This is a genomic window from Streptomyces buecherae (assembly GCF_014295035.1).
GTDB lineage: Bacteria > Actinomycetota > Actinomycetes > Streptomycetales > Streptomycetaceae > Streptomyces > Streptomyces youssoufiensis.
The window spans coordinates 1841564-1866022 of sequence record NZ_CP060404.1; the positions used below are offsets into that span (position 1 = coordinate 1841564).

The following is a 24459-nucleotide window of genomic DNA, read 5'->3' on the forward strand; positions in this document are numbered from 1 at the left end:
GCGGGCCGGAAACCGCCGCGCGCCACCCCGCGGAGCGGTGCGGCACCGCTAGGGAGCCGCCCCGGCCCCACACCGCCGGCCCGTCGCCCCCGCCAGCCCGGACAGCCGGCGACACCGGGCGCGCCGCACTTGCCGACAGGTGTCGGAAACCCGTACGCCACGCCCCGCACGCCACCCGGCGCCCCGCCCGACCGCCCCCAGCCGGCCGGCGGCCACCAGCGGGTGGCACCAGCGACCGGTGGCAGCCGGCCGGCACCGGCCGCCCGTCGCCGCGACCCGGTGCCACGGTCGGGGCCTGGCCCGCAGCCACGGCCGTGGCGCACGGGCCTGAGAGGCGGGGGCCAGGCGACACGGTCGGAGGTCACACCCGGAGCGGAGCCGCGACCGGGCGCTCGACCGGGGTCACAGCCTGGGGTCGACGGGCTCCGACTCCAGGGCCAGGACCGCGAACACGGCCTCGTGCACCCGCCACAGCGGCTCCGCGCCCGCCAGCCGCTCCAGGCCCTCAAGGCCGAGCGCGTACTCGCGCAGCGCCAGCGAACGCTTGTGCGACAGGTGCCGCTCGCGCAGCCGCTCCAGGTTCTCCGGGCGCGCGTACTCCGGGCCGTACACCAGGCGCAGGTACTCCGGCCCCCGGCACTTGAGGCCGGGCTGTACGAGCTTGCCGCCCGCGGTCCGCGCGCCCGCCCGCACCGGCTTGACCACCATGCCCTCACCACCGGCGGCCGTCAGATCCAGCCACCACTGGATGCCGGCCGCCACCGACGCCTCGTCCTCGGTGTCGACGTAGAGCCGGCGCGTGGACGCGAGCAGCCCGTGACCTCGGCCGGGGGCGGCGACGCCGCGCGCGTCCCCGACCTCGGCCCCGGCCGCCGCCCCGCCTGCGTGCATGTCCCCGGCCGCCGCCAGGAGATCGGCCTCGGCCGTGACGAGCCGGTCGATCAGGGCCAGTTGGTCGTCGTGCGGGAGCAGGGCGAGATTGCGACCCTGCCCGGCCAGCAACTGGAACGGTGCCAACCGGATGCCGCCCAGGCCCTCGCGCCCGTCAACGCCAGGCGCGGGCGCGTCCAGCGCGCCACCCGCCGGCCCACCGGCCGGCCGACCGGCGAGGTGGCCCGCCGTCGACTGGCCCGCGCGGTCTTCCGGCGGGTCGCCCACGCGCCAGCAGTAGCGCCGGTACGCCTCGGTGAACGCCTCGGCGTCGGCCGCGCGCTCCCGCTGCCGTGCCAGCAGTTCGGTCACCTCAAGGCCGCGTCCGGCCGCCGCCTCCAGGGCGTCGAGCACGCCGGGGAACACGGCACGCGAGGCCGCCCCGACGGCCGCGTACTGGCCGCGCAGCAGCCCCTCGGCCTTCAGCGACCACGGCATCAGCTCGGCGTCGACCAGCAGCCAGTCCGTGTCCAACTCCGCCCACAGGCCCGCGCCGTCGACGGCCTCGGCCAGCCGGCCCAGCACCCGGTCGGTCAGCGCCGGATCGGCGAAGAACGGCCGCCCGGTGCGCGTGTGCAGCACGCCCCTGACCTCGGCGGTCGTCGCCCCGAAGCGCTCGCGGGCCACCCCCGCGTCCCGGCACACCAGGGCCACCGCCCGCGAGCCCATGTGCTTCTCCTGGCACACCACCTGCCGCACGCCGTCGGCCCGGTAGGCGGCGAACGCCTCGGCCGGATGCTCCAGGTAGCCGTCCCGCGACGACGTCGGACACGGGGCCATCGTCGGCGGCAGGTACGCCAACAGGCTCGGGTCCACGGCGAACCGGCTCATCACCTCGAGCGCCGCCGCCGCGTTCTCCTCCTTCACCGCGACCCGGCCCAGCTCCCGCGTCTCCACCACCCGCCGGCCAACGACGTCGTTCAGGTCCAGCGGCCTGCCGTCCACGCCCCCCGGGGCCTCGCTGACCAGCGGCTTGACCGGCTCGTACCAGACCTTCTCGGCCGGCGTGCTCACCAGCTCCCGCTCCGGCCAGCGCAGCGCGGTCAGCGCGCCGCCGAAGACGCACCCCGTGTCGAGGCAGATGGTGTTGTTCAACCAGGTCGCCCGTGGCACGGGAGTGTGCCCGTAGACCACCGCGGCCCGGCCCCGGTAGTCCTCTGCCCACGGATAGCGCACCGGCAGCCCGAACGCGTCGGTCTCGCCCGTCGTCTCCCCGTACAACGCGAAAGAGCGGACCCGACCCGACTGGCGGCCGTGGTACTTCTCCAGCAGCCCGGCGTGCGCGACCACCAGCGCGCCGCCGTCCAACACGTAGTGGCTGACCAGCGAACGGATGAACGCCGCGACCCGGGCCCGGAAGTCGGGATCGCGGGCGTCCTCGCGCTCCAACTGCTCGATCGTCTCCGGCAGGCCGTGCGCGAGCTTGACGGTGGTGCCCGCGAGGTAGCGGCCCAGCTTGTTCTCGTGGTTGCCGGGCACGCACAGGGCCGATCCGTCCGCCACCATGCCCATGACCAGGCGCAGCACCCCCGGACTGTCCGGGCCACGGTCGACGAGGTCGCCGACGAAGACGGCCGTACGCCCCTCCGGGTGCGCCGCCCCCACCGCGCGCCCCTCCTCGTCCCGGCGCAGCTCGTACCCGAGGTCGCCGAGCAGGCTCTCCAACTCGCCGCGACAGCCGTGCACGTCGCCGATGATGTCGAACGGGCCGCTCAGGTGCCGCAGGTCGTTGTAGCGCCGCTCCCGCGTGACGGTGGCGGCCTCCACCTCCGCCACGCCGCGCAGCACGTGCACCGTGCGGAACCCCTCGCGCTCCAGGTGACGCAGCGAGCGCTGCAACTCACGCCGGTGGCGCTGGATCACGTGCCGGGGCAGCGCGGCGCGGTCGGGCCGCGCCGCGTTGCGCTCGGCGCACACCCCCTCCGGCACGTCGAGCACGATCGCGACCGGCAGCACGTCGTACTGGCGCGCCAGCGCGATCAGTTGCTTCCTGCTGTCCGACTGCACGTTGGTGGCGTCCACCACGGTCAGCCGCCCGGCCGCGAGCCGCTTGCCCGCGATGAAGTGCAGCAACTCGAACGCGTCGGCGCTGGCCCCCTGGTCGTTCTCGTCGTCGCTGACCAGCCCGCGACACACGTCCGACGAGATCACCTCGGTCGGCTTGAAGTGCCGCGCGGCAAAGGTCGACTTGCCCGAACCAGTGGCCCCGACCAGCACCACGAGGGCGAGGTCGGGCACGGCGAGAACCCGCTCGTCGGTCGTCTCGTCGGTCATCTCGTCGGTCATGCGGTCACCTCGTCGCGCTGCACGGTCGCAGTGACAATTTCCCGGTCGGTGTCGGTGTCGGTGGTGGTGCCGGCGCCGGCGCCGGTGCCGGTGCCGGTGCCGGTCGTGGTGCCGGTGCCGGCGCCGGTCGTGGTGCCGGTGCCGGCGCCGGTCGTGGTGCCGGTGCCGGTCGTGGTGTCGGACACGGTCCCGGCCTCGGCCCGGACACCGGCCGGGGTCGGGGCCGTGGCGGGCGGGTTCAGCGTGAACAGCGCGAGCTGGGTCGGCGGGCCCACCTCGGGGTCGTCCGGACCGACGGGCCGGAACTCCACGCCGTAGCCGTACCGGCGCGCCACCCCCTCGGCCCAGGCGCCGAACTCCTGGCGGGTCCACTCGAAGCGGTGGTCGGCGTGGCGCATCTGCCCCGCCGCCAACCCGCTCCACCGCACGTTGTACTCCGCGTTCGGCGTCGTGATCACCACCGTACGGGGACGCGCCGCCCCGAACACAGCGTGCGCCAGCGCCGGCAACCGCGGCGGATCCACGTGCTCCACCACCTCGCTGAGCACCGCCGCGTCATACCCGCGCAACCTGCCGTCGGTGTACGCCAGCGAGCCCTGCATCAGCCTGACACGAGCCGCCTGGCGCTCCGAAAGCTGGTCGAGGCGCAGCCGCCGCGCCGCCGAACCCAGCGCGCGCTGCGAGACGTCGACGCCCACCAGTTCCGTGAAGCGCGCGTCGCCCATGAGCTCGGCCAGGAGTTGCCCCTGACCGCAGCCGAGGTCGAGTACCCGCGCGGCCCCCACCTCGCGCAGTACGGCCACGATCGCCTCCCGGCGCCGCACGGCCAACGGGCTCGGCGCCTGCGTGGTGTCGGCGCGCTCGTCCACGGCGTTGTCCACGCTCTCGGGCGGGGTGTCGTCCGCGGCGGCGAGCCGGGCCAGTTCGAGCCGCTCCAACGCGTCCCGGGTCAGCGCGCGGCTCCGGGCCAGATACCGGTGGGCGATCAACTCCTGCTCCGGGTGGCCCGCCAGCCACCCCTCCCCAGACCGCAGCAGCTTCTCCACCTCGTCGGGCGCGACCCAGTAGTGCTTGGCGTCGTCGAGCACCGGCAACAACACGTAGAGCTGCCGCAACGCGTCCGCGAGCCGCGCCTCGCCCGTCAACACCAGCCGCACGTAGCGCGCCGCGCCCCACTCGGGGAACCGCTCGTCCAACGCCACCGGCGTCGCCCGCACCCGCCAACCCAGCGGCGCGAACATGCGCTCCACCAGATCGGCCCCGCCCTCCGACGGCAACGCCGGTACCTCGACCCGCAACGGCAACGGCCGCTCCACCAACTCGGGCCGCGCCGCGCAACGCGCCTGGAGCGCGCTGGAGAACACCGCGCGCAACGCCACGGCGAGCAACGAGGAGGCCGCGTACGGGCGGTCGTTGACGTACTGGCCGAGCGGCACCGCGGTCGCGGCGTCGGCTCCCCTACCGGGGCGCTTCCCCCGTCCGCCGCGCACCAGTGCCACCGTGTCCACCTCCAACAACAGCGCGGCCGTGCACCGCTCGGGCGACGCCTCCGGGTAGAAGACGTGCGCCACCCCGTGCGAAGTGGTGAAGCGTTGCACCTTCTCGGGATGCTTGTGCAACAGGAACCCGAGGTCGGTCGCGGGCTGCTCGGTATCACCGGTCATGGTGAGGCTTAAGAACACACGCCCGAGTATCGCCCGCCCACCCACCACGCTCCCACCGATTTCCCGAGGCCGGGGGCCGGGGAGGGCCGGGGGGCCGGGGGTCCCGGGGGCCGGGGCCGGGGGCTGGGGGCCGGGGGGCCGGGGGCTGGGAGGCCGGGCGACGGCGCAACGGTGTGACGGCCTAGCTGCGTGGCGGAGCTCGCGTGCCGGCTGTGGTGTCCTGCGCGGGGTGTGGGGGGTTGAGGGCGTTTGGGCTTTGGGTGTGTTTGGGCTTGGGGGTGTTTGGGCTTGGGGGCCGGGCCTCGGGGGCGCGGGAGGGCGGGGCTGGGAGCCTCGGGGGCCGGGGCCTCGGTGGCGCGGGGGATGAGGGGTGGGGGCCACGGGCCGTACGGGCTTCGGGGGCGCGGGCGTTCGCGGCTGTCGCGGCCTGCGGTGGTGCGCGGGGAGGGCGGGGGCTCTGGCCGCTGTCGCGGGTGTGTTGCCGGGTACGCTCGCGCGGGCCGCCGGGTGGGGGGCTCCCCCCACCCCCCCCTCCCCTCCCCCTCCCCCCTCACCCCCGAATTTCCGCCGCCAGGTCGGCGATCTGGTCCGGTCCCACTCGGCAGCAGCCGCCGACGAGTCGGGCTCCCTCGGACCGCCATGCCGCGACCCGCGCCGGGTCGAAGGTGCTGCGGCCTCGCCAGTCCCTCGCCGTCGCGTCCCAGTCCTCGCCGCTGTTCGGGTAGACCACCACCGGCTTGCCGGTGACCAGCCCCGCCAGTCGCACCGCACCGTCCGCGTCGGCCGGCGTGCAGCAGTTCACCCCGACCGCGATGACCTGCTCGTTGTCCGCCGCGAGCGCGAACGCCCGCTCCAGTGGCTGGCCAGCCCGGGTGAGGTGGCCCCGGATGCTGTACGAGAGCCACACCGGAACCCCGCAGTCCTCGGCTGCCCAGAGCATCGCCTCCGCCTCGTCGATGTCCGGCACCGTCTCCAGTGCCAGCACGTCCGGTCGCGCCGCGGCCAGCGCCGCGACGCGCGGCCGGTGGTAGCCCATGAGTTCTCGCACGCTCAGCCCGTACCCGCCCCGGTACTCGCTGCCGTCGGCGAGCATCGCCCCGTACGGGCCGACGGAGCCCGCCACCCACACCGTGCCCTCCCGTGCGGCGGCGGACTCTCCGGGCGCTGCCTGATGCTCGCCCGGCCGCTCGGGTTCGCGGCCCACCAGGGCGTGCGCCGCACCTATGCCGCCGTCCCCGTCCCCGTCCTCGCCGGACACCTCCCCCGCTGTCAGGCCCGCCCGTCCCGCCGCCTCGCTCTGGGCCGCCGCCCGGCGGGCCAGGTGGACGCTGCGCCGCAGCAGCTCGTCCACCTGGCGCCGGCCCAGGTCCCGGCGGGCGAACCCCTCGTAGCTGGCCTGGTAGCTGGAGGTGATCAGGACCTGGGCGCCCGCCCTGACGTACGCCGCGTGCGCGGCCTCGATCTGCGCCGGGTCGTCCGCGAGGAGTCGCGCCGACCACAGGTCGTCCGACAGGTCGCAGCCCTGGGCCTCCAACTGGTTGGAGAGGCCGCCGTCGAGCACGACCGTCCCGCGTGCCAGCGCCTCGGCCAGCGGGAGGCCGGGGCCCTCGGGCGGGGGCGGGGACTTGGGTGGCGTCCCTTCGGGGGGCGGCTCGGCGGCGGATGTCATGGCGCGTTCCTCAGCCGAGTTGCGACTGCACCTGGGAGGAGATCAGCTCCAGGTGGTCGAGGTCGTCGAGGTCGAGGATCTGGAAGTAGATCCGGGACGCGCCGATCGCCGCGTACTGGCCGAGCTTGTCCACCACCTCGGCCGGCGAGCCGGCCAGGCCGTTCACCTTGAGTTCGGTCACGTCCCGGCCGATGGCCGCGGCGCGCCGGGCCACCTCGCTGTCGTCCTTGCCGACGCAGGCCACCAGGGCGTTGGAGTACACCAGGTCGTCGGCCTTGCGGCCGGCCGCCTCGGCCGCCGCCCGCACGCGGCCGAACTGCCGGTCGCTGTCCTCGACGGAGGCGAAGGGGATGTTGAACTCGTCGGCGTACCGCGCGGCCAGGCGCGGGGTGCGCACCGCGCCGTGGCCGCCGATGAGGACCGGCACCTTCGACTGGGTGGGCTTGGGGAGGGCGGGCGAGTCGGTGAGCTGGTAGTGCGTTCCGTTGTGGGTGTACGTCTGGCCGAGGGGCGTGTTCCACAGGCCGGTGACGATCTCCAGTTGCTCCTCGAGGCGCGCGAACTTCTCCTTGGGGAAGGGAATGCCGTAGGCGCGGTGTTCTTCTTCGAACCATCCGGAGCCGAGGCCGAGCTCGACCCGTCCGCCGGACATCTGGTCCACCTGGGCGACCTGGATGGCCAGCACGCCGGGGAGTCGGAAGGTGCCCGCGGTCATCAGGGTGCCGAGACGGATGCGGCTGGTCTCACGGGCGAGACCGGCCAGGGTGATCCAGGCGTCGGTGGGACCCGGCAGCCCGTCGACGCTGCCCATGCGCAGGTAGTGGTCGGAGCGGAAGAAGGCGTCGAAGCCCAGGTCTTCGGTGGCCTTGGCAACGGTGAGAAGGGTGTCGTAGCTGGCCCCCTGCTGGGGCTCGGTGAAGATGCGTAGGTCCATGGGCTCCATCCTGCCTGCTTCGGGGCATGGCGCCGACGTGCCCCAGCCCGTGTCAGCCCCCGCGTCCCCCGGGATCGTGGTCGGGCGGGGCGGTGTCGCGCGCGGTCGCGGCGGCGAGTCCGCGGGTCCGCGGGTTCGCGGGTTCGCGGGTGGTGGGCACCGGGTGTGTAGTCGGCGGCGGCTGTGTCGGGGGGCGGCGGTCGCTCGTCGGGGTGGGTGATGGTCTGGGCCGGTGGTGGGTCTGGGCCGGTGGTGGGTCTGCTGCCGGTGGCCCGAGCCGCGGGCGAGCGGCGACGTACGGCTCACTGGCTCCGTGGGCGCGGCTGGTGGAAGGGATTGAGGGGAAGGTAACGAGGTGGAGGCGACGGGCGGCGCGGGCGGGGTGGGGTGGCGGTCGCCGGTCAGGCGGCGCCGCCTTCCCGGTAGGCCGTGAGTTCCCGGAGCATGCCGAAGACGCGGTCCCTGGACTCGTCCGCAGCGTCCACGGCCTCCACGCACTGCCAGTACAGGCCCTCTTCCGCCACGCAGGCCACCTCCACCAGGGCTATGCCGACGTCGCCGAGCAACACCCCCAGCGCGAGGAGCACGCGCCGGGGATCGCGCACTTCCGTCAACTGCACGGCGCGTATCGCCCCGGTGCGCAGCGTGGGGTGATTGAGAGCGGGGCGCCCCAGTGCGCCGCATGCTCGGCCGCCCGCCTCGCTGAGGCCCTGTGCTTCCCAGCGCGCCGTGGGTGAGGCGCTGCCCGCGAAGTAGCTTCCGATGACCTCAGCGAGTGCCTGTGCCTGCCATGCTTCGACGACGACGTCCTGCACGGCGTCAGCCCGCGTCAAAGCCAGTCGGGTGGCCTCGATGAGCCGCATCGCCTCCATGTCCCACGCCCCTCTTCGCCCGTGCCGTGTGGGTTATCTGTCCGCTACCCAGAGTGATAAATAACAGGCGGGAAAGCTAGGGGAATTCAGGAATCTGTGGACAACAGTTACGCTGTGGATAACCTTCTCACTACAGAGAGTGATGATCTTTGTTGGTGGGAGGCGCCGCTCGCCGGGCCGGGAAGCGTAGTTCGTTGCGGTCGATCTTGGCGGAGAGGGCCCGCAGCGGGTCGATGTCCAGCGCCAGGCAGAACTGCAGCAGGTAGGCGAGCACGTCGGCCACCTCGTCCTCGACGCGCGCCGACGTCGTGGGGTCGGCCATCACGGCGGCTGACTGTTCCGGCGTCAGCCACTGGAAGATCTCCACGAGTTCGGCCGCTTCGACGCTCAGCGCCGAGGCCAGGTTCTTGGGTGTGTGGAAGCGCTGCCAGTCGCGCGCCGCCGCGAAGTCGGCGAGCCGCCGTTGGAGGGCGGGCAGGTCAGGGGCGGGTTCGGGAGCCTTGGTCACGCCCCAGGTCTACCACCGCCAGCCCGGGGACCCCGAAGTCGCCCTCCTGAGCGACGGGCCACCCCACGGCGCCGACCGCCCCTGTCCTGTCGTCGGCCGGCGCGCCGGCGCGGAACGTCGCGCGCGGGGCGCCGAGGCCGGCGCGGCGGGGGCCCTCGCCCGGGCCCGCGTGGTGGCCGTCGCCCTCGCGCGTCGGAGGCGCGAGGGGCACCTCGCGCACGGTGCCCACCAGCCGGATGTGGCCCCGTTCGCACATGCGGCCGGCCAGTTCGAGCAGCAGGCGGGCCTGGCGTCGGTCCAGGCACCGGTCGAAGCCGTCGGCGAGCACCGTCAGCGTCTGCAGGGCGGGCAGCACGTCGGCCACCGGGTCCACGTCCAGCACGCCGGGGCCGGTGAGCAGTACGAGCGCGAGGCCCAGGTAGCGCAGTTCGCCGTCGCCGAGCCGGTCCACCGGCATCTGCCCGAACTCGCCGAGGCCGAGCACGGCGCGCACCCCGGCGCCGGAGCGCCCGCGTGGCGCGCTGCCCGCGCCCATCGGGCCGCGTGGGGCCGGTGTCGTGGCGCGCCGCTCCGCCGCCTGGGCCTGCTCGTCGGCGGGGGCGCGGACGGCGGTGCCGCCGCGTCGGTTGCCGCCGGCGGCCACGGGGGCGGGGGTGTCCGGGGCGTGGTCGCGCCCGGCCGCGCCCTCGACGGTCAGCTCCGTGACGGTGGGCCCGGCGCAGCCGTCGCGTACGGCGGCGACCAGGGCCGCGTGCCGGGTGCCGCACTCCTTGTGGGTGCGGTAGAGGACGGCGGCGAGGTTGTCGCAGGCGCTGCGGAGGTGGCCGTCGGAGCGCATGGCGGGGCCGCGCATGGCCTCGGGTCGTGGGTCGCAGGGGAAGACGGAGCGCAGCGCGACGACGACCTGTTCGGCCGCGGCGAGGGCGAGCCGCTGCCCCGCGGTCTTGCCAGCGATGCGAAGCGGCAGCAGCGCGGTGGCCAGTCGGTCGTCGGGGAGCGGGGCGCGGGTGACGGGCACGGCTCCGGCGGTGTACCAGGCCGCCTGCACGGTACGGCGGCCCGGGTCGCGCAGCGCCGTCTCTAGGAGGACCTCGCCGGCGCCGGTCATGCGTTCGCCGACGATCCGCAGTTCGGGCTCGGCCTGGACGGCGATGTCGAGGTGGACGGGGCCGACCGGGCCGTCGACGGTGCAGCCGATGCGGAAGCCGCGTCGTCCCTGGCTGTCGGGGCGGGCCTGGTGGGGTACGCAGCCGGCGGGGTCGGGGAAGACGTCGGCCAGAGGTTCGCCGGCCGCGAGTCGGGCCAGGGCCGCGTACGCCTCCAGGGCGCTGGTCTTGCCGCTGCCGCTGGGCCCGGTGAACAGCGTCACCGGACCCAGCGGGAAGACCGCGCGCCGGTGCGTCTTGTAGGCCGAGAGCCTCAGTTCGGATACGGCGGGCCGCTGGCCTGATGCGTTCATGGCGCGGAAGGTATCGCCGCCGCGTTTCGCCGAACCGTTTGCTCGTCGTCGTGTTCCTACGATCGGGGGACGGAAGCGCCCGTCACGGTCGTGAAAGCGGGGCGCAGTTCGGGTTCGTCCACCTCGGTGCCGAGGGGGGCGAGCAGGAACACGTTGGTGTCGACCCGGTGCATGCCGCTGCCGAGGCCGAAGACGACTCCGCTGGAGAAGTCGAGGATGCGCTTGGCCACGTCGGCCTCGGCGCTGGTGAGGTCGAGGAGGACGGGGATCTGGGCCATCAGGTACTCGGCGACCTCGCGCGCGTCGGCGAAGGTCTGTACGCGGATGACGACGAACTGGCGCTGGTCCTGTTCGGCCTCGTCCTCGGGCAGGGCCCGGTGGTGTGGCCAGGACGGCCAGGCGTTGTTGCTTCGCAGCGGGACGACTTCGGCGAGCCCCTCCCACTGTTCGTCGGTGACGTCGTGGCTGTTCACCGGTCCACCCCGCAGGCGTGCTCGCTGGATATGTGCATCGGGCGATTCTAGGGACAAGCTCAGCTTCGATCGGCGCACCGACACAGGTATCGGCGCAGGTAGTGATGTAGGCAACGGGGAGGGGACGGGACCGGGGAGCCGGGGCACGAGCCCCGCGCGGCACCGGAGTGGCCGCCGCGCTCGCGTCCCCCGACGCCGCGCGCGACCGGCTCCGCGGTCCCGTCGTCCGAACCCGACGCCATGTGGCCGGAGCGTGAAGGGCCGACCCCCGTCGGCGCCTCCCCCGTACCGCTCCAGCCACCAGCGCGGCCAACTCGCACCGACGTTCCGGCGCGTCGTCTCGGCGATGGGCGTCTGGTGATTCAACGGCCGTGCCGACGCGGGAGAATCCCCCGCCGACCCCCCGTTCGCCAAAGTCACCGACGCGTCGCGTCGACTCCACGCGGGGCGCCTCCCCGAGACCAAACGGTCTCAGGGCAGCGCGAGTTGGAAGAGGCGGCGGCGAGCCCCCCGTTTGCGTGCTTCCCCCGACACCACCGCCTCTGCCTACGAGCATCACATGCCAGCGGGGCAAAACTCAACGCCGTGTTGAGTTTTGTCGAAACTGCGTTACGCGGCATTCGAACAGCTACGGTGAGCCGCATGGACGACAACGGGGACGAAGCAGCGCACAGAACGCTGCCTCCCTCGGCCGGGGTCCGGGGGCGCAGGCGCCCCCGCCTGAGCCGGGGGGACCGCAGGGAGGCAGCCATCCTCGACAGCGTCGTCCGCCTCTTGCGCGACCGACCGGCGAGGAAGATCACCATCGAGGAGATCGCCAAGGGCGCGGGCCTGTCCCGCCCCTCGGTGTACTTCTACTTCGACAGCAAGCAGGCCATCATCGACGCCGCCGTGCAGCGCGTGATGGGCAGCATGCTGTCGACCGCGGCGGCCGCCGCGGGCAACGAGGACATCACGTTGGAGGCCTCGCTCGAGGGGCTGATCAACAACGTTCTCGACACCTGGGTGGAGCACGGCTCCCTGTTCTGTGCCGCGATCGACTACGTGGGCCGGGACCTGGAGGCGCGCATAGCGTGGCGGGACGTGCTGGAGGCGGGCGCTGACGAGCTGGCCGCCATGCTCGAACGCGACCGCGCCCGCGGGCTGGTCAAACCGGGCGGGGACGCGCGGGCGCTGGCCGTGGCTGCGCACTGGATGGTCGAGCGCAACTGCTACATGCTCTTCAGCCGCGAGCACACGAAGCCGGAGGAACTCGCGCTGCGCACCACGATGGTGCTCAGCGCCCGACGCATCCTCGGACTCCCCGAAGCGCCTACCGAGCCCGGGGCCGCCGCATCGCAGGACGGCGCATCACGGGACGCCGCATCACGGGACAGCGCGTCGCGGGACGCCGCAGCGCGGAACGCCGAGCCGCAGGCCGCCGAGTCGTAACCCGCCGGCCCGCGCGAGGGTGGCCGGCGTTCCGGCCGGCGGGTGCCCGTACCCGCCGGGCCGGGAGCCTCTCGTACGACGCGAGAGCGGCCGGTGCCACTCCCCCGCGCCGCCGCCGGCCTCCCCCGCGCCCCGTCCGCGCGCGGGCGCTCATGCCAGCGCGCGGGGCGCTGGCGTGCCCTCAACTCGCCGTCCAGCCCCCGTCGAGCGAGAGCGAGGTGCCGGTGATCATCGAGGACTGCGGGGCGCACAGGTACGCCACGGCCTCGGCGACCTCGGCGGGCTCCACCATGCGCTTGATGGCGGGGCGCGTGAGCAGCACGTCGGTCACCACGCGGTCGGCCGGGATGCCGTGGGTCGCGGCCTGGTCGGCGACCTGCCGCTCCACCAGCGGGGTGCGCACGTAGCCGGGGTTGACGCAGTTGGAGGTGACGCCGTGCGGCGCGCCTTCGAGGGCGGTGACCTTCGACAGGCCCTCCAGGCCGTGTTTGGCCGCCACGTAGGCGGACTTGTAGGCGGAGGCCCGCAGGCCGTGGACGGACGAGATGTTGACCACGCGGCCCCAGCCCTGGGCGTACATGTGCGGCAGGGCGCCCCTGATCAGCCGGAAGGGGGCGGTCAGCATGACCGTCAGCATGGTCTCGAAGTCCTCGGGCGGGAACTCGTGGAGCGGGCGAACGAGTTGCAGGCCGGCGTTGTTGACCAGTACGTCGACGCCGTCGGCCGCCCGCTCGGCCGCGTCGAGGTCGGTGAGGTCGAGCGGATGGGGCTGAAGCTCCCCGGCCAGCGGCCCGGCCCCGGCCGCCTCCTCAGCCCCGGCCCCGGACTCGGCCCCGGTCCGCGTGGCGGCGGCGTGCAGGGCGGCGAGGCCGTCGGCGTCCCGGTCCACCGCGCGGACCTGTGCGCCGGCCGCGACCAGCCGCAGCGCGCAGGCGCGGCCGATGCCGCTGGCCGCGCCGGTGACCAGTGCGGTGCGTCCGCTGAGGTCGAGAGGGATAGCCGCGGGGGCGGCGGGGTGTGCTGCCGCGGGGGTGGCGAGGTGTACTGCCGCGGGGGCGGCGGGGTGTGTCGCTGGCGGGTTGGCTGGCAGGCTCATATCGAACAGCGTAGGCGGCCGGTCGGAGCGCGCCGGGGTTCAGGGCGCTCCCGAGTGCTCCCGTGCGCCCCCGGTGGGGTGGGGAGCGGGCGCGGGCGGCACCCGGTCGGCGCGAATGACCACCAACTCCTCCTCCCGCTGGCCGCGCTCGATCAGCCCGCGCTCGGTGAGCCACCCGGCGCGGGCGCGTAGGACGGGGCCGAAGGGCTGGTGGCGGCGGGCCACGATGGACGCCTTGAGGCCGGCCTGACCCAGTAGGCCGAGGGTCTGCTCGGGGCCGCACAGCGCGGAGTGGACGATGAGCAGCATGCCCTCCGCGGTCAAAAGGTGCGGTGCCATGGCGCAGAGTTGGTCCAGGTACCGCCGGCCGTCCAGACCCGCGTTCCAGGCCCGGGCCCGCCCCCGCTCGTGGTCGGCGTCCACGGGGCAGGGGACGTACGGCGGGTTGGCCGTGATCACGTCGTAGCGCTGGCGGTGCGTCAGGCAGGAGCGGAAGTCGCCGTGCTCGACGTGGACGGGCAGCCTGTTCAGCCACGCGTTGCAGCGGGCCGTCAGCACGGCGCGGTAGCAGGTGTCCACGGCGCGCACGCGCACCGCGCCCAGTCTGGCCGCCGTCAGCGCGATCAGCCCGGTGCCGGTGCACACGTCCAACGCGTGCGCGCCGCTGGGCACGGACGCGCGGTGCAACGCCTCTTGCAGGAGCAGCGAGTCCCCCTGCGGTCCGTACACGCCCCATGCCTTCACCAACACCGTGCCCACCTGCCGTTCCTTACGTCGTGCACCGCCCGCGCGGCTGGTGCTGTCAATGGTCGGGGTGCGCCGTGGGCTCACAGCCGTGGCGCGTAGGGGGCCAGGCCGATGATGAGGATGCGGCGATCGCCGTGGCCCGGATCGGCGCCGAGCCGGACGGGGGCGACGTAGTGGCTGACCCGGTGGTCGTGCACGGCGTAGCCGTCCAACGGTTCGCGCAGCGTGAAACGTTCGTGCAGAGCCTCGGGCGGCACCTCTTCGGGGCGGTTGCCGGCGCACTCGGGGCGGGCGATGACGTTCTCGCCGCCGGCCACGTTGGCGCAACTGACCAGGTGGGCGAAGGTGAACGTGGCCCGGGAGCCGCCGTCCTGGTGCAGGCAGTCCGGGGACGAGACGGCGACCTGGCTCCCGTCCGTGACCGCCAGCTTGATCAGGTGCACGCCGACGTACACCGGCACCCGGCGCAGGTCCGCCACCCACTCTACCTGCGCGAGGTCGGCGTGGATGAGGTGCAGCAGCAGCGCGTTGGCCCGCAGGGCGGTGGGGATGTCGGGCAGCCGGCGCCGCAGGTCCGGGTACTCCGGGTTGTGGCCGTCCTGCCAGTACTCGGTGACGGTGCCGTACGTGGCGTCCGGGGCGCCGGGCGCGAACGAGAGCTGCCGCGTCCAGGGCAGGTAGACGGCGTGCGAGTAGCGGCGGTAGCGGTGCGTCGTCGGGGCGTACGGGTCGGCCGGCAGGTCCGCGTAGGCCGCGGTGAGCTGGGCCAGGTCCCCGGCGTGCGCGGCCAGTGACAGACCCAGGTCCTCCGGGCGGTAGCGGGCGTAGCCGTCGCGTCGCAGGTCGGCCGGGCCGCCGGCCGCCGCGGGGGCGGTGGGAGCGGGGCTCCGCACGGTCGGTGTGTTCTCCATCGACTCCTCCAGTGCCGCCAAGTGGGTCGCTGTCGCCCCGCCCGTTCCGCGGTGGCACCGCCCCTAGCAGGCTCACACGAGTACCCAGGAGGCGCCCGATCAGTACGACCGTCTCGGTGAACCTCGCATCGACCCCGGCGCCCCGATCAACGCCCGTCCTCGGGGGCCGCGCCCACCAGGTCGTCCACCACGGCGGTCAGGCCGCCCGGCCGGCGGGCCGCGGCCCGCTGTCGGTGGGCCCCGGAGCCGTGGCGCTCCAGACGGCCCAGGAAGTCCGCGACCACCTGTCGGTCGCCGTGCGCGTCCAGGGCCGGGCCGACGTGCGCGAGCAGTCGCCGACCGCGTTCGGGGGCGGGCAGCACGTCGCCGGTGACGGCGTCCGTGCCGAGCCCGGGCCAGCCGTCGCGGGTCGCGTACCAGTACGTCGAGCGCAGCAGCTCTCCGCCCGCGCGCGGGCCCGGGTCGCCGGCGCGCACCCGCGCCGCCGCCGTGACCACCAGGGCCCGCACGATCGCGGCCAGGGCCGCGGAGTCGGCGGCGTCGGCCGGCACGTCCATGCAGCGCACCTCCAGGGTGGGCAGCGTCGGGTGCGGTCGCACGTCCCAGAACGGCAGCTCGCCGAAGGGCATGGCGCCGGCCGTGGCCATGGCCCGCGCGGTCCGCTCGTAGTCGGCGAAGGAATCGACGTACGGCGGCGGCCCGAGGCAGGGGAAGCGGACCCGGATCACCGAGCGCCAGCTCGCGTAACCGCTGTCCCGGCCGCCGTGGAAGGGGGAGTTCGCGCTCATCTCGACCAGCAGCGGCAGCCAGGGCCGCAGGTGGTTGCCGACCAGCGCGGCCAGTTCGCGGTCGGGCAGGTGGACGTGGACGTGCAGCGCGTTGATGGCGTAGTCGTCCATCATCGATCGGAACAGGTCCACGCTGGTCTGGTAACGCGGGTGGTCGCCGACGACGACCGGGCCCGCGCCGCCGAGCACCGGCGTACCCGACGGGCACACCCGCAGCCCCTCGGCCGCCGCTGCGCGCGCCACGGCGGCCCGCAGCCGCGTCAGCTCCCGGTGCACCTCGGTCGACGTCACGCACGGCGCGGTCTTCACCTCGATCTGGTACTCGGTGAACTCACCCGAGACCGCGTCGCCGAGTTCCGCCGCGGCCCGGGCGAGCACACGCGGCCCGGCCGGCTCGACGGCCCGGGTCTCCGGATGCACCAGGAAGTACTCCTCCTCCACGCCCACCGTCAGCACGTCCGCCTCCACCCGTCTCCCGCGTCCGGCCTCGCTGCCGCTCACCGCCCCAGCATTGCCCGCCGCCCCCACACTGTCGCGGCACGCGCGGCGATCGGGGACAGGTTCGTCCCGAGCACGTGGGCCGCGCGCCGACACGCGGTCCCCGCCGGGCCCGCCGGGCCCCGTACGGGTGACCCGTAAGCGTGGACCGGGCGCACCGGGGCACTCGGAACGAACCTGCCCAGCCCTGGAGGACGCCCATGATCCCCGTCAAACCCGCCGCTTCCCCCCTCACCCCGGCGCCGCGGGCGGCCCCGCTGCCGGCGGCCTGCGGCGCCCTGTCCGAGCTGGTGACGACCGTGCTGCGCGGTCCCGTGGCCGAGGGGTGCTCGGGACAGGTGGCGGCGGCGCTCGGCGTGGCCTCCCGCGCCGACCCGCTCGGCGACGACCTCCAGCTCGCGCTGCACACCTGTTACGAGCTCCACTACCAGGGCTTCGCCGACGTGGACCCGGACTGGGAGTGGCAGGTGGACCTGTTGCGGTTGCGCGCGGCGCTGGAACGCGCCTTCCTGGACCGGGTACGGGACGGGGTGGCGGGCGGCACGGACCTCGACGCGGAGTTGGAGGCGCTGCTCGTCGAGCCGGTCGACGGCTCGGGCCTGTCCCACCAACTGCGCCGCGAGGGCACCTGGGAGCAGGTGCGGGAGCTGTTCGCGCACCGCTCCATCTACCAGCTCAAGGAGTCCGACCCGCAGGCGTGGGTGATTCCCCGGCTGACGGGGCGGGCCAAGGCGGCGCTGGTGGCGGTCGAGTACGACGAGTTCGGCGCGGGCCGGGCCGAGCGCGTGCACTCCCGGCTCTTCGCCGACCTGATGGCGGCGGCCGGCCTCGACGCCCGGTACGGCGGATACGTGGAGGCCGTGCCCGGCAGCACGCTCGCCGTGGTCAACCTGATGTCCTACCTGGGCCTGCACCGCACCCACCGGGCCGCGCTGGTCGGGCACTTCGCGGCGGGCGAGATCGCCTCGTCGCCCGGCGCGCGCCGGATGCTCCAGGTACTGGAACGGCTCGACGCCCCGCAGGCGTGCCGCACCTTCTACAGCGAGCACGTCGAGGCCGACGCCGTGCACGAGCAGCTCATGCGCCGCGAGGTGATCGGCGGGCTGCTCGACGAGCAGCCCGAGCTGCGCGGCGAGGTCGTCTTCGGCATCCAGGCGGCGAACTTCGTGGACGGCCGGTTCACGGCGTGGATTCGCGACCGCTGGCAGGCCGGCGCCTCGTCGCTCCGCTGGCCCCTCCCGCCCGCCGGGGCTCGCGACCAGAACAGCTAAAGCCACCGGCCAGTCGCCCGCACCCGCCGCCGCGCGGCCCTCGGCCCGCGAGGGAACGCGCGGCGGCGGCGCGCCGTGCGGCGGACTCCGGCGCGGTCCGTGCCCGGTGGTCGAGGCGGGCGCGGCGGTCCGTCCGTGCCCGGCGGACGAGCGCGGGCGCGGCGGTCAGTCCGTGTCCGTGGGCGTGTCCCGCCGGTGCGGGCCGCGTCGGCGGTGGCTGGTGTCGCACCAGGGGTAGGACCGGCTGCGCCGGCAGACACACAGCGCCACCTGCGGGCGGTCCGAGTACGCGGTACGGCCGTCGCCCAGCTCCACCTCGACCGGCCCGTCCAAGAGCAGCGGCCCCTCCGGGACGACCACGACGCGCGTCGGCCGCGCCTCCCGCACGAACGAGGAAGCCTCCCACACGGGTGAGGACGGGGCGACGGGGGCGGCGTCCGCCGCGTCGGGCGTGCTCTCGCCGAGCGGGTCGGGCCGGCCGGCCGTCGTGGCGGCGGGCCCCGCGTGCGGTGCCTCCGGCGCTCCGTCGCGCGTGGCACGGCCCTCGCCGTCGCCCCCGGGCCCGCCCGTCATCGCGGCCCACCACCCGACAGGCGAGGGGCCGCGCCCGCGAGGGCGGGCGCGGCGGGCGGCCGGGGTCGGGGGCCGGGGCGCGGGCGGCGTACGGGCGAGTGGCGCGGAGAGGAGATCACGGGCGGCGAGTACCGCGGCCGGGCCCCGGCCAAACGCCCGGCCGGGCCCGCCGCCCGGCGTCCACCTGGCGCTTGGAGGTGCCCGTGGACACGGTGGGCCGGGTCCTGCCCGTCCTCGCGCGGCTGGGAGCCACCCCACGGCCCCCGGTGGTGGACGGCACGTCCGGCAACCCTGGAGAGAGAGATCCCGGCCGCCTCCGTGCACGCGCTGAGGCGACGGCCGACCGCGCTGACCCGTGGTGAGGCCGCGCTGGAGTGCGCCTTCGCCGGCTACCGGCCGGTCCACGGACCGGCCCCGACCCGCGAGCGCACCGACCACGACCCGTTGGACCGCGAGGCGTATCTGCTGCGCGTCGGACGCCACGTCGCCGGCCACCCACCGGCGAGCTGGGACGAGTGAGACGGGTGGGACACAGCGGCCGAAGAGGGCATGTCGGCGTGGGTAAACCAGTCGTATCGGGTGCTAAATGGGCGTGACTTCGTCATGCCATCGGCCGTTGGGCCGAACATGAAGATGCTCGACCTGTTCACCGTGGCATCTGTGGTCGCAGGTGCCGTTACGGCTGTGGGCGCTCCGCTGGTCCACAGCGACCTGCCAGGCATCGATTGGGGCAAGGCGCTGAGCCACTCCGAGGCACTCGGCGATCTCAGCGACCGCGCCACCGAGGACTCCTCCTCCAGCGAGTCCGTCTCCTCGTCCACCGCCTCGCGCCACGCCTGAGAAGCGCGCAGGGGCCCAATCCCCCCGCCGGGGCACGCGACCGCACACGCGGTCCGTGCCCCGGCTTTCGTTACGCCCCATCTCCCGTCGTCCGCCGGTTCTCCTCGTGCCCCGGCGCTCGTCGTCCGCCGGTCGGGGCACCCCGCGTGGCGGTGGCAGCGCGCGTCGCCGAGGGGCGGCCACCGGCGGCGTACTGGGGATTCGGGCCCGGCCGCGCGCGTCGCGGAGGCCGGCGGGACGTATAGGCATCCCTGATGGCGACATGGGATTACCCCACGCGGCCCACGGTCGCGCACAGTGGCTGACCGGCCCCGCGTCGGCAACGGGCCGGGGACCGGCAGACGGGTCGCGGTCGCACGGGAGGTTCGCGTGGAACTGGAAGTCCGGCACTTACGCGCCATCGCCGCCATCAGCGACACCGGCAGCCTCACCCTGGCCGCGCGGCAGCTCGGCATGTCCCAACCGGCGCTGTCCAAGCTGCTCCAGCGCATCGAACGGTGCGTGGGCGACACGCTGTTCGTACGGAGCAAGCACGGGTCGGTGCCCACCCCGTTCGGCGCGGACGTGCTCGCCGAGGCACACAGCGTGCTGCGGGGCATGAGCGGCATCCGCGAGCGGGCTCAGGCGTGGGGCGCGCGGCGCGGGGCACGGGAGCCGCTCACCATCGGCGGCCACTGCGGCTACCCCCACGTCGCGCTCGCCCGCCGGCTGCGCGGCCTGCCGTGGTGCCCCGAGGTCCAACTCCGCGAGGACATGAACGCCCAGACCGCCGTGGACGGGCTGGCGGTCGGGGCGTGCGACCTGGCCCTGGTCTACGTACCGCCGACCGGGGAACTCACCGTGCCCGAGCCCGTGGACGGCGTGACGGTGCACGCCAGCGAGCCCGTCTTCGTCGCCCTCGCCCACGACCACCCGCTCGCCGCGGGCCCCGGCCCGGTGCCGCTGGAGCGGCTCGCCGACCACCCCTGGGTCGACGAACCGCCCGGCCACACGCTGTGGACCAGCTACCTGCGGCAGGTCTGCCACGAGGCGGCCGTCACGCTCGACCAACGACACAGCACGGTCAGCCTGTTCACCGTCCTGGAGCTGATCACCGACCAGCGGGCCATCGCGCCGGCGTTCAGCACCAGCACCGACCGCCCCGGCACCATCGCCGTCCGCGCGCTCGCCGGTGACCCGCTCCACCTGGAGCTGCGCCTGCTCTACCGGCGGCACAGCATCGCGCACCAGCACATCGACGAGGTCCTGCACCACCTCGTCGCCGCCTACGACGACCGACTCGGGTGCAGCCGGGCCTACGACGCGTGGTGGCTGGCGCACCGGGCCTGAGCGGCGCGGTAGTCCCACGGAGCCAGCCGTGCGTGGACCGTCAGCCCGCGAGTTCCCCGAGGGCCGCCCAGGTGCGGCGGCGGCTGGCCGGGCCCGCGAGTTCCGTACCGGAGAACACCACCTCCGTCGCGCCCGCGTCCCGGTAGCGCCGCACCTCGGCGGCGAGCGCCGACTCGTCGCCGATCACCGACACGTCGACGGCGCGCCGCGCGCCCGACAGCTCGATCACCCGCGCGTAGGACGGGATGCGCTCGTAGAAGGCGAGTTGCTCGGCGACCGTCTCGCGCACGCCGTCGACGTCGTCGGTGACCACGCCGTGCGCGATCGCCACGATCCGTGGCGCCGGGCGGCCGGCCTCCTCCGCCGCCCTGGTGACGGCCGGAACGATGTGCTCGGCCAGCGCGCGCGGGCCGGCCAGGAACGGCAGGATGCCGTCCGCCAGTTCGCCGCTGACCCGCAGCGCCTGCGGGCCCATGGCCGCGACCAGCAGCGGCACGCCGTTCTCGGCGCCCGCGACCCGCGACGGGAGCGGGCTGCTGACGGACAGCAACTCGCCGCGGAACTCGGTGCTGCCGGTCTCCAACAGGGGGCGGATGGCGGTCAGGAACTCCCGCAGCCGGGCTATCGGCCGCTCGAAGGGGATGCCGAAACCCCCTTCCGCCAACAGCTTGCTGCCGAGCGCGAGTCCGAGGTGGTAGCGGCCGTGGGTGGCGGCCTGGGCCGTGAGGGCCTGGCTGGCGACCGGCAGCGGGTGCCGCCCGAAGACGGGGATCGCCGAGGTGCCCACCCTCAGCTCCGGGACCTCGCGCCCGACGATGGCGGCCAGTTGGGGCGAGTCGGCGCCGAAGGTCTGGCCGAACCAGGCCGACCGCAGCCCCGCGGCGGCGGCCTCCCTGGCGAGGTCCACGGTGGCGTCGATCTGGTTGGCGGCATCAGCCGCGTTGAGCGCGAGTCCCACGGTCATGTCTGGTCAACCCACCACGGCAGGTCGCGCATTCCCCCCGCCAGTCATCGGTGAAGCTTGACCCCGCAAGGTGTGAGTGGTTTATTACTCTTACCGTTGCGGCCGGCCCGCCACGCCCTTCGTAGCGGCCGTCCGGGACGACGGGGATCGCCCAACCGCCGCACGCGCCCACACCACCTCTCCCGCCCCCACTCCCGCAAGGCCCCACGCCCGCACCCGAACACTGCGGACAACTGCCCCGACCGGGAGGCATTTCACCACCGTCCCACCGCATCCTGCGCTCACGAGCAGAGCAGCCGACCCAGCCCAGCCGGCCCCCGCGCCATCTCCAGCCACCGCCAGCACCCGACCCCGCCCCGCCCCGCCCCGAGTAGTGACTCACTAACCACACACCTACAGCGAAGGAAAGCCGCCATGCTCACCCCCACCACCCCCACGCCGCCCAAGCCGTACGTCAGCGGGCACTACACGCCGCTGGTCGACGAGGTCACCGCGCACAGCCTCACGGTGCACGGCACCCTGCCGCCCGAGCTGAACGGGCGGTACTTCCGCAACGGGCACAACCCCCGGCCCGGCCACACGCCCACGCACTGGTTCCGGGGCAGTGGCATGCTGCACGGGCTGCGGCTGCGCGACGGGCGCGCGGAGTGGTACCGCAACCGCTGGGTGCGCACCCCCGCCCTCGAAGGCGCCCCCGAGAAGGGCCCGGACGGTGTTCCCGACCCGCGGGTCAGCAGCGCCGCCACGCATGTGGTCGAGCACGCCGGCCGCATCCTCGCGCTCCAGGAGGCAAACCTTCCGTACGAGGTGACGCCCCAGCTCGACACGGTCGGGGCCTTCGACTTCGGCGGCGCGCTGACCACGGCCATGACCGCGCACCCCAAGACCGACCCGGCCACCGGTGAACTGCACTTCTTCGGCTACAGCCCGGTGCCGCCGTACCTCGTCTACCACGTCGCCGACGCGCGGGGGCGGATCGTGCGCAGCGAGGTCGTCCCCGGCGCCGGCCCGACCCTGATGCACGACTTCGGGCTCACCGCGCGGCACGTCGTCTGGCTCGACCTCCCCGTGGTCTTCGACCCCGCCGAGCCGTCGGGCATCCCGTACCGCTGGAGCGACGACCACCCGCCGCGCATCGGCGTGATGCCCCGCTCGGGACCGGCGGTTGTGCGGTGGTACGAGGTGGCGCCCGGGGCGCTGCTGCACGTGGCCAACGCGTACGAGGACGAGCGGGGGCGCGTCGTCCTCACGGGGCCGCGTTACGACCGCGCCGGGTGGGAGCAGTCCTGGAAGTGGTGGACCGGGGCGCCCGGCCACGCGCCCGATCCGGTCGTCGGCGCCACCGCCCACCGCTGGGTCCTCGATCCGGTCACCGGGCGCGCCACGGAGCAGCCGTTGGACGGGCTGGTCAGCGAGTTCCCGACGATCAACGAGGAGTTCACCGGGAGCGCGAACCGGTTCGTGTACGGGGTGGCCTTTCCCGGGCCGGAGCTGACCGAGTACGCCGTCGTCAAGTACGACCACGACGCCGGCGGCCGGGAGTTGTGGCGCCTGGGGCCGGGACAGATGCCGGGCGAGGCGGTGTTCGTGCCGGCCGACGGGGGCGTCCGGGAGGACGACGGGTATCTGCTGACCCTGGTCAGCGACCTCGCCGACGACACCTCGCGCCTCCTGGTCCTCAACGCCGCCGACCTGGGGTCGGGCCCGCTGGCGACCGTCAAGCTCCCGCACCGCGTGCCGGGCGGCATCCACGGCTCGTGGATCGACGACAGCGACCTGCCCGGTCCGCACGGCGCGGCCTGAGCGGCGGGGCAGCCGGGCGTTCGTACGGTGCGCCGGACGCGCGGCGTGGGGCGGTGTTCAGGACCGCGGCGTGGGGGCGTCCCGCGCCGCCGGCCCGTCCGGCGTCGGTGCGAGGGGGCCGGCCGGCCCGTCCGGTGCCGTGAGCAGGGCCAGGCCGTCGCGCGCGGCCGGGGACAGGGTCGCGGGGGTCAGGCCGGAGCGCGGCAGCCACCGCACCGCGCCGGTCGACCCGTCCTGCTCCGTGATCCGCAACGGGCCCGGCGCCAGCGTCGCGACGTAGAAGAGGCCCACCAGGTGCCAGTGCACGCCGAGTCGGTGGGCCGCGTAGCTCCGCGCGCCCACCAGGTGCGCGTCCAGCAGTTCCAGGCCGGTCTCCTCGTACACCTCGCGCGCCAGCGCCTGCCGCGGCTGCTCCCCCGGGTCGATGCCGCCGCCCGGCAGGTGCCACAGCCCGGGGGCGAAGACGGGTGAGGCGTCGGAGAGTCGCGTCAACAGCAGTTGGTCGGCCGTGGTGGCGATGGCGTAGGCCGACACGCGCGTGCGGGCGGGCGTTTCCATGGGTGGGCCTCCGAAGGGAGAGGGTGGCGGGCGGTCGCGGGGTACGCGGCTCCGCGCCACTATCGATCATGGACGGCGCCGCGCCAAGGGGGCGGCGCCGGGCGGCGCGGGCCCGCCCGCGGGGTCGGCGCCGGCTCCCGCGAGAGCGAAGCCACCACGGGATCGGGGCATCGCGAGAGCGAAGCCGCCACGGGTTCGCGGGCATCGCGAGAGCGAGGGGCGCTCGGCCGAGTGCCCGCACGGGCACAGCAGCCGCTTCCTTTCGGTCACGGCTCAATCGACCCGCTTGACCCGTAGGGCCCGAGCGCCCCAGGGCGCCCACGGGCACGGCGCGACGCCGCAGTTGACGGGCGCTCGCGGTGTCGCCCACCAGGCACCAGGAGGCGGGGCCCGCCCCCGGCGCGTACGGTCGGCGGCCCGCACGCGCCCGGTCGGACGCGGCTGACCGGCCACGACGCGGTCGCCGACGCCCCAGGCACCGGCGGGCCCAGCCCCTCGCGCACCTCGTACACCGTTCGCATCAGGACACCCAGCCACATCAGGACAAGGCTGGAACACGCCCTGTCGCAAGTGGCGCGAGCGCCCCTACGCTGATACGCGCAGTCGGTTCGCGCCACGTCCAGTGGCGCGGCGCAAGAGGGAACCCGGTGTGAGTCCGGGACTGTCCCGCAACGGTGAGTGTGAGCGAACGCCGTCGACGCGCCCGGCCCCAGGGTCTCGGTGCGCGGCGGTCAGTAGGTGCCCGTCGGAAGTCCGGCAGGTGTTCCACGAGTCCGAAGACCTGCCAACTGCGCACGCGCCCTGTCGCGCGTGCTGTGCACGGTGACCTCGAGGACTGGGTCGGCGGTACAGGCG

The 24459-nt window shown here is 74.6% G+C and carries 21 protein-coding genes and 1 riboswitch; of the genes, 6 read left to right on the forward strand and 15 right to left on the reverse strand.

All coding sequences use genetic code 11. From position 1 onward, the window contains the following. Window positions 1–402: 402 nt before the first annotated feature. The 8 genes from H7H31_RS06670 to H7H31_RS06710 form a co-directional block, all read right to left on the reverse strand. The gene (locus H7H31_RS06670) at window positions 403–3216 is read right to left on the reverse strand and encodes a polynucleotide kinase-phosphatase (protein ID WP_187060625.1); all 2814 of its coding nucleotides are present in this window, start codon (window positions 3214–3216) and stop codon (window positions 403–405) included. Then, window positions 3213–4898, reverse strand: coding sequence for a 3' terminal RNA ribose 2'-O-methyltransferase Hen1 (locus H7H31_RS06675; protein WP_187060626.1), 1686 nt, complete (start codon window positions 4896–4898; stop codon window positions 3213–3215). Before H7H31_RS06675 ends, H7H31_RS06670 begins: the two co-directional genes overlap by 4 nt. A gap of 532 nt (window positions 4899–5430) precedes the next feature. Then, the gene (gene mmuM, locus H7H31_RS06680) at window positions 5431–6549 is read right to left on the reverse strand and encodes a homocysteine S-methyltransferase (protein WP_187117836.1); all 1119 of its coding nucleotides are present in this window, start codon (window positions 6547–6549) and stop codon (window positions 5431–5433) included. A 10-nt stretch (window positions 6550–6559) separates the two neighbouring features. Continuing rightward, on the reverse strand, window positions 6560–7483 hold the full coding sequence (locus tag H7H31_RS06685) for an LLM class F420-dependent oxidoreductase (RefSeq protein ID WP_187059593.1): 924 nt from the start codon (window positions 7481–7483) through the stop codon (window positions 6560–6562). 401 nt (window positions 7484–7884) lie between these two features. Then, complete coding sequence (locus tag H7H31_RS06690) at window positions 7885–8355, reverse strand: DUF6099 family protein (protein WP_176164570.1); 471 nt, start codon at window positions 8353–8355, stop codon at window positions 7885–7887. 130 nt (window positions 8356–8485) lie between these two features. Next, window positions 8486–8863, reverse strand: coding sequence for a nucleotide pyrophosphohydrolase (locus tag H7H31_RS06695; RefSeq protein ID WP_187060395.1), 378 nt, complete (start codon window positions 8861–8863; stop codon window positions 8486–8488). Further along, a complete protein-coding gene (locus tag H7H31_RS33735) occupies window positions 8835–10322 on the reverse strand; it encodes an AAA family ATPase (RefSeq protein WP_232109719.1) in 1488 nt (495 codons plus the stop codon). The genes H7H31_RS06695 and H7H31_RS33735 overlap by 29 nt, the downstream gene beginning before the upstream one ends. A 56-nt stretch (window positions 10323–10378) precedes the next feature. Further along, window positions 10379–10795: a cell division protein SepF gene (locus H7H31_RS06710; protein ID WP_176164568.1), complete on the reverse strand. Its 417-nt coding sequence runs from the start codon at window positions 10793–10795 to the stop codon at window positions 10379–10381. A gap of 642 nt (window positions 10796–11437) precedes the next feature. Between H7H31_RS06710 and H7H31_RS06715 the strand changes: the two genes are divergently transcribed. After that, window positions 11438–12226, forward strand: a complete 789-nt coding sequence (locus H7H31_RS06715; protein ID WP_187060396.1) for a TetR/AcrR family transcriptional regulator — start codon at window positions 11438–11440, stop codon at window positions 12224–12226. Between the two features lie 181 nt (window positions 12227–12407). On the opposite strand, the gene H7H31_RS06720 is transcribed toward H7H31_RS06715, so the two are convergent. The 4 genes from H7H31_RS06720 to H7H31_RS06735 form a co-directional block, all read right to left on the reverse strand. After that, on the reverse strand, window positions 12408–13322 hold the full coding sequence (locus tag H7H31_RS06720; protein WP_187117837.1) for a 3-hydroxybutyrate dehydrogenase: 915 nt from the start codon (window positions 13320–13322) through the stop codon (window positions 12408–12410). A gap of 39 nt (window positions 13323–13361) precedes the next feature. Beyond that, window positions 13362–14081, reverse strand: a complete 720-nt coding sequence (locus tag H7H31_RS06725; RefSeq protein WP_232109720.1) for a HemK2/MTQ2 family protein methyltransferase — start codon at window positions 14079–14081, stop codon at window positions 13362–13364. 68 nt (window positions 14082–14149) lie between these two features. Further along, complete coding sequence (locus H7H31_RS06730) at window positions 14150–14980, reverse strand: 2OG-Fe dioxygenase family protein (RefSeq protein WP_187062597.1); 831 nt, start codon at window positions 14978–14980, stop codon at window positions 14150–14152. Between the two features lie 146 nt (window positions 14981–15126). After that, window positions 15127–16269 (reverse strand): carboxylate-amine ligase, encoded by a 1143-nt coding sequence (locus H7H31_RS06735; protein ID WP_197995951.1) that lies wholly within the window; start codon window positions 16267–16269, stop codon window positions 15127–15129. A gap of 197 nt (window positions 16270–16466) precedes the next feature. Here H7H31_RS06735 and H7H31_RS06740 point away from each other — a divergent pair, with 197 nt between their 5' ends. Continuing rightward, entirely contained in the window at window positions 16467–17537 is a 1071-nt protein-coding gene (locus H7H31_RS06740) for an iron-containing redox enzyme family protein (protein WP_187062598.1), read from the forward strand. A gap of 165 nt (window positions 17538–17702) precedes the next feature. Here H7H31_RS06740 and H7H31_RS33740 read toward each other — a convergent pair whose 3' ends face one another. Next, window positions 17703–17924: a CDGSH iron-sulfur domain-containing protein gene (locus tag H7H31_RS33740; protein WP_232110253.1), complete on the reverse strand. Its 222-nt coding sequence runs from the start codon at window positions 17922–17924 to the stop codon at window positions 17703–17705. Window positions 17925–18428: 504 nt separating this feature from the next. Here H7H31_RS33740 and H7H31_RS06750 point away from each other — a divergent pair. From H7H31_RS06750 to H7H31_RS06760, 3 genes are all read left to right on the forward strand, one after another. Next, window positions 18429–18629 carry a hypothetical protein gene (locus tag H7H31_RS06750; RefSeq protein WP_187062599.1) on the forward strand — a complete coding sequence of 67 codons (201 nt, stop codon included), beginning with the start codon at window positions 18429–18431 and terminating at the stop codon, window positions 18627–18629. Between the two features lie 84 nt (window positions 18630–18713). Next, a complete protein-coding gene (locus H7H31_RS06755) occupies window positions 18714–18950 on the forward strand; it encodes a hypothetical protein (protein ID WP_187062600.1) in 237 nt (78 codons plus the stop codon). 369 nt (window positions 18951–19319) lie between these two features. Then, a complete protein-coding gene (locus tag H7H31_RS06760; protein ID WP_187062601.1) occupies window positions 19320–20279 on the forward strand; it encodes a LysR family transcriptional regulator in 960 nt (319 codons plus the stop codon). Between the two features lie 40 nt (window positions 20280–20319). On the opposite strand, the gene H7H31_RS06765 is transcribed toward H7H31_RS06760, so the two are convergent. Next, entirely contained in the window at window positions 20320–21243 is a 924-nt protein-coding gene (locus tag H7H31_RS06765; protein ID WP_187062602.1) for an LLM class F420-dependent oxidoreductase, read from the reverse strand. Between the two features lie 414 nt (window positions 21244–21657). On the opposite strand from H7H31_RS06765, the gene H7H31_RS06770 reads away from it, so the two are divergent. After that, window positions 21658–23046, forward strand: a complete 1389-nt coding sequence (locus tag H7H31_RS06770) for a carotenoid oxygenase family protein (protein ID WP_187062603.1) — start codon at window positions 21658–21660, stop codon at window positions 23044–23046. A gap of 57 nt (window positions 23047–23103) precedes the next feature. On the opposite strand, the gene H7H31_RS06775 is transcribed toward H7H31_RS06770, so the two are convergent. Further along, the gene (locus tag H7H31_RS06775; RefSeq protein WP_187062604.1) at window positions 23104–23604 is read right to left on the reverse strand and encodes an NUDIX hydrolase; all 501 of its coding nucleotides are present in this window, start codon (window positions 23602–23604) and stop codon (window positions 23104–23106) included. Window positions 23605–24191: 587 nt separating this feature from the next. Beyond that, window positions 24192–24407, forward strand: a riboswitch (cobalamin riboswitch). Window positions 24408–24459: the final 52 nt, after the last annotated feature.